Annotated in this window: 12 protein-coding genes; 6 read left to right on the top strand and 6 right to left on the bottom strand. The window is 66.2% G+C overall.

The window, feature by feature from the left end; all coding sequences use genetic code 11:
- Positions 1 to 5: 5 nt before the first annotated feature.
- Positions 6 to 1130 (bottom strand): acyltransferase family protein, encoded by a 1125-nt coding sequence (locus K0P03_RS29970; protein WP_051758581.1) that lies wholly within the window; start codon positions 1128 to 1130, stop codon positions 6 to 8.
- A gap of 371 nt (positions 1131 to 1501) precedes the next feature.
- Positions 1502 to 2974 carry a lipopolysaccharide biosynthesis protein gene (locus K0P03_RS29965; protein ID WP_272791506.1) on the bottom strand — a complete coding sequence of 491 codons (1473 nt, stop codon included), beginning with the start codon at positions 2972 to 2974 and terminating at the stop codon, positions 1502 to 1504.
- Between the two features lie 122 nt (positions 2975 to 3096).
- Here K0P03_RS29965 and K0P03_RS29960 point away from each other — a divergent pair, with 122 nt between their 5' ends.
- Complete coding sequence (locus tag K0P03_RS29960; protein ID WP_272791505.1) at positions 3097 to 4056, top strand: glycosyltransferase family 2 protein; 960 nt, start codon at positions 3097 to 3099, stop codon at positions 4054 to 4056.
- Between the two features lie 63 nt (positions 4057 to 4119).
- The gene (locus K0P03_RS29955) at positions 4120 to 5067 is read left to right on the top strand and encodes a polysaccharide pyruvyl transferase family protein (protein ID WP_272791504.1); all 948 of its coding nucleotides are present in this window, start codon (positions 4120 to 4122) and stop codon (positions 5065 to 5067) included.
- A gap of 25 nt (positions 5068 to 5092) precedes the next feature.
- Here the strand turns inward: K0P03_RS29955 and K0P03_RS29950 are convergent, their stop codons facing one another.
- Together K0P03_RS29950 and K0P03_RS29945 are read right to left on the bottom strand one after the other, a co-directional pair.
- Positions 5093 to 6097: a glycosyltransferase family 2 protein gene (locus K0P03_RS29950; RefSeq protein WP_443020625.1), complete on the bottom strand. Its 1005-nt coding sequence runs from the start codon at positions 6095 to 6097 to the stop codon at positions 5093 to 5095.
- Positions 6098 to 6199: 102 nt separating this feature from the next.
- The gene (locus K0P03_RS29945) at positions 6200 to 6526 is read right to left on the bottom strand and encodes an exopolysaccharide production repressor protein (protein WP_024270521.1); all 327 of its coding nucleotides are present in this window, start codon (positions 6524 to 6526) and stop codon (positions 6200 to 6202) included.
- A 678-nt stretch (positions 6527 to 7204) separates the two neighbouring features.
- On the opposite strand from K0P03_RS29945, the gene K0P03_RS29940 reads away from it, so the two are divergent.
- The 4 genes from K0P03_RS29940 (at position 7205) to K0P03_RS29925 (ending at position 11525) form a co-directional block, all read left to right on the top strand.
- Positions 7205 to 7882 carry a sugar transferase gene (locus K0P03_RS29940; protein WP_023516822.1) on the top strand — a complete coding sequence of 226 codons (678 nt, stop codon included), beginning with the start codon at positions 7205 to 7207 and terminating at the stop codon, positions 7880 to 7882.
- A gap of 103 nt (positions 7883 to 7985) precedes the next feature.
- Positions 7986 to 9209: a polysaccharide biosynthesis/export family protein gene (locus tag K0P03_RS29935; protein ID WP_037407048.1), complete on the top strand. Its 1224-nt coding sequence runs from the start codon at positions 7986 to 7988 to the stop codon at positions 9207 to 9209.
- A 7-nt stretch (positions 9210 to 9216) separates the two neighbouring features.
- Positions 9217 to 10494, top strand: a complete 1278-nt coding sequence (locus K0P03_RS29930) for an O-antigen ligase family protein (protein WP_272791502.1) — start codon at positions 9217 to 9219, stop codon at positions 10492 to 10494.
- Positions 10495 to 10511: 17 nt separating this feature from the next.
- Complete coding sequence (locus tag K0P03_RS29925; RefSeq protein WP_272791561.1) at positions 10512 to 11525, top strand: acyltransferase family protein; 1014 nt, start codon at positions 10512 to 10514, stop codon at positions 11523 to 11525.
- A 14-nt stretch (positions 11526 to 11539) separates the two neighbouring features.
- Here the strand turns inward: K0P03_RS29925 and K0P03_RS29920 are convergent, their stop codons facing one another.
- Together K0P03_RS29920 and K0P03_RS29915 are read right to left on the bottom strand one after the other, a co-directional pair.
- Entirely contained in the window at positions 11540 to 13642 is a 2103-nt protein-coding gene (locus tag K0P03_RS29920) for an ATP-binding protein (protein ID WP_272791501.1), read from the bottom strand.
- Positions 13639 to 14379, bottom strand: a complete 741-nt coding sequence (locus tag K0P03_RS29915) for a response regulator (RefSeq protein ID WP_023515866.1) — start codon at positions 14377 to 14379, stop codon at positions 13639 to 13641. Before K0P03_RS29915 ends, K0P03_RS29920 begins: the two co-directional genes overlap by 4 nt.
- Positions 14380 to 14575: the final 196 nt, after the last annotated feature.

The raw sequence follows: 14575 nt of genomic DNA, 5'->3' as shown, positions 1-14575 counted from the left end.
TCGGGTTACCTCCGTTGAGCGACGGAACCGTTCGGCTCCATCGGCGGGGTTTGGCGCCGGCCCGTGGACGCCCGTGGGCTGCCCAGCCGGCGGCCGGTGAGGATGGCGTGCAGCGATGGTGTAAAGCGCCGCGCCGCGGCATGGCTGACAACGAGGATGGCCAGCGCGAGGATGGGGCTTGCGGCGTAGAAGAGCGGGTAGTCGTCCACGCTGCCGAAGCGGTTCCAGACCATCCAGAACAGGATGAGCAGCGGATAGTGCGCGCAGAAGATCCAGAAGCTGAGGCCGCCGAGCTTCGCCAGCGCCGCGCCCGGCGCCGTGCGCACCAGGAGCGCAGAAAGTGCCCAGGCGCCGAAGATGCCGGCGATCGCCGTCAGGCTGCGCAGCATGTCCAGCCAGGCCGGGAACACCGGGCCGAAGGCAAAGAGGGCGAGCGACAGCGCCACGGCCATGGCGAGCACGGCAAGGACGAGCGGAACGGCAAAGCGGTCGAGGCGGCGGATGTCGAAGCGGTGCAGCGCGGCGCAGACACCGAAGCTGAAGCCGAACAGGATGGATTTCTTCAGGAAGATGCCGTTCGGCAGCGGCAGCACCGCATAGGCCAGCATCAACGTCAGCACGGTGCGCGGATAACGCAGCACGGCAATGGCGATGAGCGGCGAGAGGAGAAGGCAGAGCAGCAGGTCCCGCAGGAAATAGAGCGGGACATTGACCGGCCAGGTCTCGATGGCGAAGGCAAGGTTCATCCATTCGCGCGGCGTGGCGCTCAGGACGTCCGGCAGGTAGCCGAAGCCGATGCCGCGCGCCTGGGCCGCCAGCACGAGAAGAAGGAAGGCCGTGTTCCACAGGAGGAACGGCACAAGGATCGTCGAGGCCTTGCTGCGCAACGTCCTTGGATAATCGAAACCCGCAAACCCGCGCTGGAAGAGCAGATAGCCGGAAATCGCGCTGAGGCAGGGGACGCCGATCCGGAACAGGCTGTCACCGAGGAAGACGCGCAACCAGTCGATCCCGCCAAACTGCCCGGCATAGGGGCTGGTCGCGGGATCATAGGGCACATGCACGAAGATGATGCCGCTGATCAGCACGATGCGCATCAGGTTGATGCGCTGTGAAACGGTCGCGTCGATATCCACGGTGTCCGTCACCCCTCTGGTGTGCCGCTCCCCCAAGCGGCCGTTCAAACAAGAGCAGACTCGAGCCTACGAAGCGGAGTCTGGGTGACGGGACGGAAAAAAATATGGCGACGCAACAAATTCGCGTGATGAGAAGGTTGCATTGCAACATAGCGACAGGTTCGGCACCGCGTACGGAAAGGGAATGCCAGCCGCCGTCCGGCAAGACCAAGCACCGCGGCATCAATTCTTTGAAGTCTATTCGAATATACTGATCTTCCTGCAATTATGGGGTGCAGGAGCTCACGAAGTTTTTTTCGAAGACTATGCGCAATCGGTCTGGCGGGAGGCCGATTGCGGCAGGCCGGGGCCGAAATGCGGCGGGCTCAGGGCAAAGCGGGCGATGTCTTGGGGCGGCGTGCGAGATCGATGAGCTTGCGCAGCAGGGGTCGCTCCGTCAGGAGGACCAGCCCGCCGTAGAGCACGCCGCCAAGCGCAATACCGGCGACAAGCTGCAGGGTGGCCGGCAGCCGCTGGGCGAGGTAGTGCTCAAGGGCATAGCGCACGGCAAGCGCCATCAGCGCAGCCATCAGCATCGGGCGCACCGCGCGATAGAAGCCGGAGAGGAACGGCGCGCCATCGGCGCTGAACACCAGCCGGGAATAGCCGACCAGCACCAGCGCATTGACGATGCAGAGTGCCGTCATCGCCGCGATCAACGTGCCCTCATAGGCGCCATAGGCGACGGCGGCGGTGGTGGCGACGGCCCGGCCGACTGCCCAGCGGAAAAGCGCGCCGCCATGGCCGGCGCCTTTCAGATAGGGGATGAACGTGCTGCAAGGCGTCAGGATGCCCTTTGACAGCGCGAGCAGGCCGAGCACCGGCCAGGCGGCTGCCCATTGCGGGCCGAACAGCAGGAGCATGGCGGGTTCGGCAAGCGCCCACAGGCCGAACATCATCGGCGCGAGCAGCAGGGTCGTCACCTGCATGCTGAGCATCAGCGCCTGCGAACGGCGTTCGCGATCGTGCATCATCGCGCTGAAGGCGGGAAAGAGCACGCCCATGACGGCCGACAGCACCACCTGGTTGGGAATACTGGAAAAGCGGTTTGCCGCGGAATAGGCCCCGGCTTCCGCCAGTCCCAGGAAGCGCGAGATGACGACCATCGGCGACTGGAAGGTGACGAAATTGGCGATCTCCGAGCCCATCAGCCCGAGGCTGAAGCGCGCGAGCCGCGTCACCTCGCCGAGACGGAAGGTGAGGCGCGGCAGGTAGCGCGAGACGAAGAACAGGCCGGCAAGCCGGATAACGCCCGCCACGAAAAGCTGGACGACCAGTGCGACGACGCCGAAGCCGGCGAGCGCCAGCACGACCGCGGCGATCGCCGCCAGCGATTCGGACACCATGCTCCAAAGCGCATCCTGGCTGAACTGCATGCGCCGGGCGACGAGGGCATAGGCGACGTCGCCGGCAAGCTGCAACGGAACGAGCAGGCTCATCAGGCGCAGGAGCGGGGCGGCATCGGCTGCACCGAGCCAGCCGGCCAATGGCTCGGCCCAGAAAAACAACCCCGCCGCCATCAGGAAGGCGAATGCCAGATTGGCCCAGAACACCGAGTGAATCGTCTCCTCGTCTTCCCGCGGCTCGAGGATGAGAGCCGAGGCGAGACCCGCCCCGCCGATCATCGCCAGGAACTGCACGAGGGCGAGCGCGACGGCCACCGCGCCGAACTCCTCGGGCGAAAGCAGCCGGGCGAGAATGGGCACCGTGACAAATTTAAGCCCGAATGTGCTTGTCTTGGATAGGACGCTCCAGCCGACGTTTCGCGTCACCGACTTCGCGTTCACCTGCTGGGACATGGCGGATACCTGCTCGAAAAAGGAGCCCTGGCGACGACGAAATGCCTGCGCCGGAAACGGCCGCGCCCCCGTGGGAGGAGACCATGCGAAACTCTTTCTAGAGAAACCACAGGGACGAAAAGATGGCGAAGCTGACAGTTATCATCCCCTTCTATCAGAAGGAGCCGGGCATCCTGGAGCGTGCGCTCAGATCTGTTTTTGCCCAGAATTTCAACGACTTCGACGTTATCGTCGTTGACGACGAATCGCCGTATCCGGCCGATGGCGACATCATTGCGCTTTTACCGGAAGATCAGGCGCGCGTGCGCATCCTGCGCCAGGAAAATGCCGGGCCGGGCGGGGCGCGCAACACCGGGCTCGACCATGTCTCCCCGGAAACCGAGCTCGTCGCCTTCCTTGATTCGGACGACACCTTCGCCCCCGGCCATCTCGCGCGCGCCCATGCGGCGATGACCCGGTACGGGGCCGATTGCTACTTCGCCTCCATCACGGGGGGCGATGCCTTCTACTATCATTTCGGCGTCGCCGATCTTGCGGAAAGCGAGACCGTGGTGCGGCTCGAGGAGGATCCGCTCCTCCTCGAAATCCCCGGCCTGACGCAGGTCATGCTGAAGAACTGGAGCTTCCTGCACCTCTCCTCGATGGTCATCGGCCGGCCGCTGATCGAGCAGGTGCGCTTCGATGCGGCGCTGCGGCTTGCTGCGGAAGACGTGCTGTTCTTCTGCGATTGCGTGCTGGCGGCCGGACGCGTCGTGCTCGGCGCGGAGGCGGGGGCCGTACGCGGCGAGGGAATCAACATCTTCCACGGCGTCGACAACGATTCCCCGCAATTCCTGCGCCAGCAGTTCAACACCTGGCTGGCGCTCGACCGGCTGGAGACGCGCTTCACCGAACGGCCGGCGGAGGTCGCCTCGCTGCGCGCCTACAAGCAGACAGCCCGGCGCCAGGCGCTCTGGGGGCAGGCGCGGCGCGTCAAGCGGCGCAAGCTGCCCCAGCTCGACATGCTCGCCCGCTGGGCGCTGCGCGATCCGCGGTTGATCACCAGCGCCTTCGCGCTTGCCGTCGGCAAGGTCTCCCGCTGATCCCTTTTCGCGCCGGGCAGCACGCCCGGTCCTTTTGCGACCCGCTTTTCCAAGGAGATGGACATGAAGCCCTATTACTGGGAATCGCAGCATGGCAATTTCGGCGACGACCTCAATCTCTGGCTCTGGGACTTCCTGCTGCCGGGCTTTCGCGCGGTCCATCCGGACGTGCTGCTCGTCGGCGTCGGCACCGTGCTGAACAGGGCCTTGCTGCCCGAGGCAGGGCGCAAGCTCGTCGTCGGCAGCGGCTTCGGCTACGGCGCGCTGCCGGACATGCGGGATGAAGGCGTCTGGGACATCCGCTGCGTGCGCGGGCCGCTGACGGCGCAGAAGGTGGGTGTGCCGGAGGCGCTGGGCATCATCGACCCGGCGGTGCTGGTAGCCGACATGCCGGAGTTTTCAAACCTGCCGAAGCGTCATGGCTGCAGCTTCGTGCCCCATTGGGAATCGGCGGTGGCGGGCCTGTGGCCCACCGTCTGCACCACGGCCGGCCTCACCTATATCGATCCGCGCGGCGAGGCGAAGGCCGTGATCCGGGCGATCGCGCAGTCTGAGCGGATCGTCGCGGAATCCATGCATGGCGCGATCCTCGCCGACGCCTTCCGCGTGCCCTGGGTGGCCGTCAGCACGTCGGACAGCATCAACGGCTTCAAATGGCGCGACTGGGCCGCAACGGTAGGGGTCGAGCACCGGCCGCGGCGCGTGCCGATCTCCAGCCGCGCGGAGGCCATCGTCAAGGGCGCCCGCTTCTGGGGCGTCGATTACGAGGGGCGCAGCGTCGCGCGGCCCGCGCCCGGCCAGGCCGGGGATGTCGCGGTGGCCGAGGCCGCAAGGCCGGCATCCGGCGCGAGCCTTCGCCTTGCGGCCAAGCAGGTGCTCGCCGCCCCCTCGACACTGGCGCTCTGGCAGGCGAGCCGCGCCGAGCCGCAGCTCAGCGCCGACACCCGCCTCGCGGCGCGCAAGGCACAGCTCTACGATGTGCTGGAAGACGTGCGGCGCGACTACCTGTAAAGCCGGCGATGCCGGGCCGGCCCCGTCAGGCCGGCTCGGCGGGAGAGGCGGGCAAAAGGTAGCGCGGGCCTGCCGGCGCCGGCGGCTGTGGGCGCAAACGCCGGTAGGCGGCCTCCGCCTTATCGCGCAGGATGCCGCCGGCAATGGCCGGCAGGGTGGCAGGATTGCCGAAGGCATAGGCGAGCGCCGCACCGACGCCCCGCTCCCGCCTGCTGTCGAGGAAATGACGCAGGGCATGACGGTCGCCGATCTGGCGGCAGTGCCGGCGCATGACGCCGAGCGCCTCCGGGGAAACACCGCCCGCCGCAAGGATCGACCGCTCCGCTGCATGCAGCGCCGCCAGATCCTCCGTGCGGTGCCGGCCACTGAGCGAGTTCTCACGCACCAGCGCGCCGTAGCCACAGCTCTCGATCACCGTATAGCGCGCGCCGTTTGCCAGCGCCCGCACATAGAGCTCGTAGTCCTCGCCCAGCCGCATCTCCTCGCGGTAGCGCAGCCCGTACGCATCGAGAAAGGCGCGGCGCATGAGCGGCTTCAGGAAACCGAGTTCTCCGCGCGGCGCGCCGCGGCGGGAGATGTTGCCCTCCACGAAGGCCTTGAGATCGAGCCGGCGCGGGCGGGGCGCGAACTGCGCCGGCTGGCGGAGCGGCTCGGTCTCGGCCATGAAGGCGATGTTGTCAGCGATGAAATCCCAGTCCGGGCAGGCGAGCATCTGGCGGAAACGGCCGGGAAAGAAGATGTCGTCCGCATCGAGAATGGCGATCAGCGGCGCGCGGGACACCGCAATCGCCCGGTTGCGGGCCGCCGAGGGTCCGCGGTTTTGGACGAAACCCAGGATATCCAGCCGGCCGCTCGCATCGTTCGCGGCGGCGGCCGCCGCCATGGTGCGGTCGTCCGAGCCGTCGTCGACCACCACGACTTCGGCCACTTCCGGCTGCGCAAGAGCCGAGCCGACGGCCTTCCCGATCGTCTTTTCTGCATTCTTCGCGGCAATGATGACGCAGACCGTTTCTTCCCGGGCCATGAGCACTCCCCGTCACGCGTTGGACCATGGCGCGGTACCTGCCCGCGCTGCAATGCAGCATGAAAGGGGAAAAGGGCACAAAAACGACCCGCAGGGGCAATGCGGGGGTCAGGGTTTGGAGTGGCCGGGCTCGTTCATCGAAACGGGAACCTTGCTCTTGGCCGCGTCGCGGGATTTGTCGGCATCCGGCGTGCCGGGGTCGGTTCCCTGCCGGCGCTCCCGCGCCGTCCGCCAGACGAGAAAGAGCGTGGTGAGGAAGTAGCCGATCTGGATGAGGATGGCGCAGAGGAACGTCTGCCAGGCGGTTGTGGCGAGCGAACCGGTGGACAGATAGCTCACCACGGCGAAGGCGACGAGCGCGATGGCCATGCTGAGGAAGAAGCGCGGCGCATAGGCCATGCTGTCCCGCCACTTTTTGTCCGGTACGCGTTTCATCGTTGGATTCGCCTTCTCCTCGCAGGCCGCCCGGCACTATAATGTGCCGCTTCAAGAGGTGCAATCAAAGGTCAGAACCCGCAGGCGCCTGCACCGGTTCCACCCTAGCCCGGCGACCTTGCGCTTCCGTTAAACCAAACCGCCTGCGATTCGCCGCCTTGTTTTCGCCCCAATCAAGCCCGGTTGCGCGCCGCATGCGGGTTATCGCACCTCCAGCCTATCCGCGGAGTTGCGAAGGCCATGCCGATGGATCAAATTTTGTTACGGTTTCAGTGCCTTTTTATCGGAAACTGTGCGTTGCAAAAGCAATATTGCACCGCAAAATAAACGGCGTTCCGCGTGTATACTTTGAGAGAATTTCAACCTGTGAAAGTCGATTATCGGAATCGCTTCGTACTTATCTGGCATGATTTTTATCAAAATAAGTGATTATGAAGAATCCTACTGAATATCTGAGACATAAAAAACGGAAATATCCGGGCGCATCACGAAAATAGACCGAACCATCTTCGGAAGGACTTCAATTTAGCACATAACGTATTTCTTAAATTCACTGCGTCCGCAACTAACACCGACTTCACGTTTCAAAAAACAAACTGTGACCACACAGTCCGCATTGGATGACGGGGCGCGTCCGAAGGGACCGACCCTATCGCAAATCCAAGTGGAGCCCTCTCTATGAAGTCCGCGACACGATCGGCCAGTTCGCCGTATTTCAGTTCGTTTGCAACCGGCGCCCCGCCGGTGGGAGGAATATCGAAACGAAGCTTCGACATCCTCGTGGCGCTTGGCGCCTTCATCCTCATCAGCCCCATCTTCCTGATGATCATGGCGCTGGTGAAGTTTTCCGACGGCGGCAGTGTCTTCTACGGCCATCGCCGTATCGGCTACAACGGCACGACCTTCCGCTGCCTAAAGTTCCGCACGATGGCGGAAAATGGCGACGCCATCCTGCAGCAATACCTGAAGGACAACCCGGCCGCCTATGAGGAGTGGCGCAACGCGCGCAAGCTGCAGCACGATCCGCGCGTGACCGTCGTCGGCACCGTGCTGCGCAAGCTCAGCCTCGACGAGCTGCCACAGCTCTTCAACATCCTGCGCGGCGAGATGAGCCTCGTCGGGCCACGTCCGGTGGTGGAAGACGAACTGGAGCTCTACGAGGCCTCCGCCATCTACTATCTCCAGACCCGCCCCGGCCTCACGGGCCTCTGGCAGGTCAGCGGGCGCAACGACGTGTCCTATGCGGCGCGCGTCGCCTTCGATACGCACTATGTGTGCAACTGGTCACTGGTGAGCGATCTCATGATCGTCGCCCGCACCATCCCGGCCGTCTGCCTTTCGCGCGGCAGCTATTGATCCGGCAGCAACGCCCGCGGCCCCGGCTGCGGAGCGCCGGAAGACAGGGGTTCTCATGAACACGAAGACACCGAACGTGGCTTTCGCCGCGGCCGCGTTTCCCATGAAGGCACGCACGGCGCTGTGCCTTGCTTTTCTCGTCCTTGCCGGTCCGGCGGGTGCACAGGCCGGTGAATACCGGCTCGGCGTGATGGACAAGCTGCGCATCCGCGTTGCCGAATGGCAGACCGCCGAAGGGGCGATCCGCGACTGGAGCGCCGTCAGTGGCGACTACAGCATCGGAGCGGACGGGGCGGTTTCCGTGCCCTTCATCGGCCCGTTGCCGGCAGACGGCCGCACGACCGGCGAGCTTGCCGAGGAGATCGGCCAGAAGATGCAGGTGCTGTTCGGCCTGCGCGACCGTCCGTCCGCCTCGGTGGAGATCGCCGAATACCGACCGGTCTATCTCGCCGGCGAGGTGCAGACACCCGGCGCCTATCCCTATGCACCGGGGCTGACGGTGCTGAAGGCCGTCAGCTTCGGCGGGGGCCTGCGCCGCGCCGATGCCAGCCAGCGCTTCACGCGGGATTTCCTGCGCTCCGAAGGCGAGGCCGCCGTCTTTCTTTCCGAACGCAACCGCCTGCTGGTCCGCCGCGCCCGCATCCAGGCGGAAATGAACAACGCCAAGGGCATCGCCATGCCGAAGGAGCTCGGCGAGGCCGAGGAGGCGCGCGCCCTGATGGAAAGCGAGACGGCGCTGATGGTCTCGCGGGAGAAGCGCCAACGCCTGCAATTGACGGCGCTCGCCGACCTAAAATCCCTGCTCAGCACCGAGATCGAGGCGCTCGGCAAGAAATCGCAGACCCAGACGCGGCAGCTCGAGCTCGTCCAGGCCGATCTCGACAAGGTCGACACACTCGCCGAAAAGGGCCTGGCGATCAGCTCCCGGCGGCTGGCGCTGGAACAGCGCACGGCCGACCTGCAAGCCGCCCTGCTCGACATCGACACCGCCTCGCTGAAGGCCAAGCAGGACATCAACAAGGCCACGCAGGACGAGACCAACCTCACGAACGACTGGGACGCGCAGCTTGCCCAGGAGTTGCAGAACACCGAGCAGGAACTCGACACGCTGGCCCTGAAACTCGGTACGAGCCGCAGCCTGATGTCGGAGGCGCTGATGCAATCGGCCGATGCGGCCGCCTTCAAGGACGGGCTCTCCTCCGCCAACATCGCCTATTCGATCCTGCGCACGGTGAAGGGCAAGGCCGAAGAGATCAGCGCCACCGAGACGACGACGGTCCTGCCGGGCGACATCGTCAAGGTGGGACTGAGCCTGAAGACGCAGTGAGCCGGCCATGCGGATCGCCAAGGCAAGCCTGATCGAGCCGGGGGCCAACACGGCCTATGCCGCGACGGCCGTCGCGCTGTCCTTCTTCGTCTTCGCCTATTCCTTCCGCTTCGGTCAGGTGTCGATCCTCGCCTACTACGCGCTGTGGCTGCCACTGGTCGTCGTCGACTACCGGCGGGTGCTCGGGAACTATGCGCGCTACGGCTGGATCTTCGCCTTCGCCATTTTCGCCTGCCTTTCCGTCTTCTGGTCGCAGGCGCCAGGCGTCACGACCCGGGCGGGCGTGCAATATCTTTCCCATGTCGTCTGCGCGCTGATCGCCATGCGCGTCGTCGACACGCGCACGCTGGTGCGCGGCGGCCTTGCCGGCACGGCGCTCGTCTTGTGTTACTCGCTCGTCTTCGGCGTCTACCATCTCGATCCGCTCGACGGCACCTACAGCTTCGTCGGCGCCTTCGCCTCCAAGAACCAGCTTGGCTTCTATGCCTCGCTCGCCGTGCTCTTCGCCTTCGCCGCGCTCTTCCTCGGGGGTGAGCGCGGGGCGTGGAAGCTCGTCGCCCTTGTCTGCGTGGCGGTGGCGCTCTACTGCCTGAAAGCCTCGCAATCGGCGACCTCCGTGCTGACGACCGCCGCCGTCGCGGGCCTCTGCCTCGGGCTGAAGGCGCTGGAATGGCTGGCGCCGGCACACCGCAAGATCCTGTTTCTCGTGCTCGCCGTCTTCGCCGCGCTCGTGCTCCTCGCCGGAGCCTATGGCGGGGGCTATGCGCTGGTGCTCGGCGCCTTCGGCAAGGATGCGACGCTGACAGGGCGCACCTATCTCTGGCAGCAGGGCATCGAGACGGCCGCGGCCGCACCCTTCGTCGGCATCGGCTACCAGGCCTTCTGGGTGCAGGGTTTTGCCGAGGCCGAGCGGCTGTGGGCCGCCTTCTTCATCGGCACCCGCTCGGGCTTCCACTTCCACAACACCTTCATCGCCGCGACGGTGGAGACCGGTCTGATCGGCTGCCTGCTCCTGTCGATGGTGCTGCTCGTCGCGCTCGCCGGCCATCTCCACCGGCTACTCTCTGCCGCCCACGACCTGGAGGCGCTGGTTCTCTTCACCGTGGCGGCGCTTTTGGCGGTGCGCACCTTCGTCGAGATCGACATCCTCAATCCCTACCATGTCGGCTCGTTCCTGCTCTATTTCGCCGCCGGCAAGCTGGCCGATGCCCGCCGCGCCCGAAGGCGGCAGCCGGTGTATCGCGTCAGGCTGCCGCTGCGCCCAGAAGGGGCCATCCGCCCATGACGGAGGAAACACGGCCGGTGACAACGCTCTACGGCATCCAGTACTTGCGAGCGCTCGCCGCGCTTGCGGTCGTCTTCTTCCATGCCGGCGAGCGCAGCGGCCATGCGCTGGCGATCGGCGCGGCGGGGGTCGACGTCTTCTTCGTCATCAGCGGCTTCATCATGTGGGTGATCGTCGCGCGGCGCCCGGTCTCGCCCGGCCGTTTCCTTGCCGAGCGCCTGCGCCGCATCGTGCCCGTCTATTGGCTCGCGACCGGGGCCATGGTGGCAGGCGCGCTGCTCGGCCTCTTCCCCAATCTCGCGCTGACGGCACAGCACCTCCTCGCCTCGCTGTTCTTCGTGCCCTTGCCCTCGCCGAGCAGCGGCGAGATCTGGCCGCTGCTCGTCCAGGGCTGGACGCTCAACTACGAGCTCTTCTTCTATGCCGTCTTCGCCGCCTGCCTGTTGCTGCCGGCACGCATGAGGCTTGCCGCCGTTGCCGCGATCTTCCTCGGCCTTGTCACGCTCGGCCTCACGGTGACAAGCGACACCCCGCTCTTCGTCACCTATACGCGGCCGATCATCCTGGAATTCGTCGCGGGCATGCTGATCGGCCGGCTGTGGCTAACCGGGCGCGTGCGAGGCAAGGGGCTAGGCCTCGCGCTCGTTACGCTGTCGCTCGCCGGCTTCGCCGTGATCGGCCTCCTGCGGCTGCCCTTCGACGAATGGACCTGCGGGCCGCTCGCGGCCATGCTGGTCTACGGCACGGCGGCGCTGGAGCGGGAGGGCGGCGTGCCGCGTCTGAGGCTTCCCGCGCTTCTCGGCGATGCATCCTATTCGATCTATCTCTGGCACACCTTCGCCATCTCGGTCGCGGCGAAGGCGGGCGTCACGCTCGGCCTGGCGCCGCCGCTCGTCTTCATCGCCGCGGTCCTCGCCGGCGTCCTTTCCGGCCTTGCCGGCTATCGGCTCATCGAGCGCCCACTGCTACGCGGGTTTTCCGGAAAGCGCCGCACGGACGCTGCCCGGCGGGTGGTTGCAGCCGATGGCTAAGCTCTCGTGTCCCGTCAGGCCCGGAGCACGGGGAATGTGAGCTCCACCACCGTCCCCTTTCCTTGTATCGAGAGGATGCGGGCGTCGCCGCCACTCTGGCGCACGAAGCCGTAGACCACGGCAAGGCCGAGGCCGGCGCCGCCTTCCTCGTCGCGCGTGGTGAAATAGGGCTCGAAGGCCTTGTCGGCAGCTTCCGGCGACATGCCGATGCCCTCGTCGGCCACCGAAACCACGACGCCGGCTCCCCCGCCGAGGGAGCGGATGAGGATCGTTCCCCCCGACGGCATGGCAGCGGCGGCGTTGAGGCAGAGATTGAGCACGGACTGCTCGAACAGCGCCGCATCGAGCAGCACCGTCGGCAGGCCATCGGCAATGTCGAAGACGAGCCGGCACCTCTCCCCGACGGCGATCTCCAGCACGTCCGCCATGCCGCGCAGCAGCGCACCGATTTCCACCGCGCCGGGATGGATCGGCTGCTGGCTGCCGATGGAAAGCATGCTGCCGGCCAGCGACCGGCCCCGGTCGGCGGCCTTGCGGATGCGGGCGAGGTGGCGCTTCTGCCGGTCGTTGAAGCCGGTCTCGCGCTCCAGGAGGCCGAGGCTGCCGGTGATGATGCCGATCATGTTGCCGACCTCGTGGCTCACCTGGTGCGTCATGCGCATGATGCCGTCGAGACGCTGGATCTTGGCGGTCTCCGCCTCCTGCCGGTCGATGTCGGTGACGTCGCGCGCCAAAAGCACGATACCGCCATCCGGCTGGCGCGACAGCGAGACCTCCGTCACCCGCCCTGCCTCGGAGCGATGGCGCAGCACGGAGCGATCGCCGAGCGCGCCCGCCTCGCCCTCCGCCGGTAGCAGCGCCGGGTCGATCTCGGGGATCGGCGCGACGAACTTGCGCACCGGCAGTTTGCGCGCCGAGCCCGACCAGCCGACCAGTTCGATGACGCGGCGGTTCATGGTGATCGGCTTGCCGCGCGGATCGAACAGCGCGATGCCCTCGTTCATGGTGCGGAAGGTGGAGCGGATGGTGCGTGCGGCGGCCTCGGCGGTGCGCCGCAGCCGCGAGACGCGCTCGACGCTTTCCCGGAAGGCCCGGAAGGCCTCCAGCAACCGCACCAGCTCGGTCTCCGTGCCGTCGTAGCGCGGCGCGTCGACATCCTTGCGCCCTTCCGCCAGCGCATTCATGCCGTTGGACAGCGCAACGATGCCGCGCGAGACGCGCATGACGGAGCGGATGGAGAAGATCGCCATGACGAGCACGAGCAGCGCCGCGAAGGCGACGATGACGAGCAGGCGGCTCAGCGCGGCGGATGTCGAGGCGAGATCGTCGTTCAGGCTGCGCGCGACCGCCTCGCTCTGGGTTTCGGTGGCGTGCGAAAGATCGCGGGACACGGAATGCAGCCGCGAGACGGCGGCGCGGATGGAAAACATTTCGAGGAGATAGCGCGTCTGCGCCTCGAAGATGCGCTCGTAGGGCGCGAATTCGGCAGCGGAAATCCGCACGTCCGGCGCTGCACGCGCAATGCGCGGCGCGGTTTCGGCCACATAGCGGCGGCGCAGTTCCCCGAGCTGGAACAGGCTGTCGGAATTGGACGCCGACTGCACGATGGCGTTCAGCCGCCGGCGGAAATCGGCATCCGCGATGCCGCTGCCGGTAGCGATCTCGCCGAGCGCCGCGGCGGCCTCGGCCTTGTGCTGCTGGGCGCTGTCCGCATCGCCGGCAAGCGCCGTGGTCTGCGTGCGGATCGTTTCGAGAAGCTCGACGATGCGGGTGCTGGCAAAACCCTTCATCCCGGCCGGGCCGCTATCCGGTGCCATGGCGTGCAGCAGCGCATCGACCTGCGCGACCACCGAGTGGCTTTCGCTGGAAACCCGGTAGGGCGAGGTGGCGTTCATCAGGAAGGGCGCGCTGGAGACGAGATCGGAGACCTGTCGCGAGACCAGCGAGGCCTTGGCGAGGCTGGAAAAGGCCTGCAGGCCATAGGTCGCCATCTCCTCGCGCGCCCGCTGCAAGCCATAAATGGCGATGGTCGACAGGCTGACGACGAGCACGCAGATGAAGACGATCGCAAAGGGCAGGCGGAAGGCGATCGAGGACAGGAAGGGGCGGTTGATCACGGCGAAAGCTCGGTGTCGTCGGTGTCGAGCACATAACCCTTGCCGCGCCGCGTCTTGACATGGCGCGGCAGGTCCGGATTGCGCTCGATCTTGCGGCGCAGGCGCAGCACCAGCACGTCGACGTTGCGGTCAATGTAGCGGTCGCTTTCCGCGCCGAGACGGTCGAGGATATGCGCCCGGCTGACCGGGATGTTCGGCGTCTCGGCGAGGATTTCCAGCAGGGCGAATTCGGCGCCGGTCAGCGACTTTCCGGGATCGGTGCGGCAGACGGCGCGGCGGCGCGCCAGATCCACCGACCAGTCGCCGAGCTTCAGGGAAGCCGGTTCGTGCTCACGCTCGCCGTCCCGCTCGGGCTTCAGCGTGGGGATCGTCCGCCGCAGCACGGCCTTGATGCGCGCCGTCAGCTCGATGGGCTCGAAGGGCTTGACGACATAGTCGTCCGCCGCCGTCTCCAGCCCCAGCACCCGGTCGGCGGGGCTGCCCGCCGCCGTCACCATGACGATGCCGATACTGGTCTGCGCGCGCAGGCGCTGGGCGAAGGCCCTGCCGGAAATGCCGGGCAGGTTATGGTCGATGAGCACGAGATGCACGCTCTCGCGCGCCAGCACGCCCGCCGCCACCTCCGCCGATGGTGCGGTCACCGGTATCCAGCCCTCCGCCTCCACCAGATCGGAGATGAGCTCCGCCATGTCGGGATCGTCCTCGACGATCAGAATCCGTACCCTCTCGTTCAACACATGTCCGTCCTCCCGCGCCCATCATAGTAAGGCCCGGATGATTGTTCAAAGCAGCTCGCATTATGCGGCTTTGTCACATTTGTAACCTTTGTCATTTTTGACAGGGCGCACCGGCCGGGGATTGTAAGAACGGTAACCATTCTTCGATTGCGGTGCGCGGCGGATATGCCATCCTGAACGCGGAGATTGGAACGTC

The organism is Shinella sp. HY16, assembly GCF_028534175.1.
Lineage (GTDB): Bacteria > Pseudomonadota > Alphaproteobacteria > Rhizobiales > Rhizobiaceae > Shinella.
This window is presented reverse-complemented; position numbering and strand designations above follow the sequence as displayed.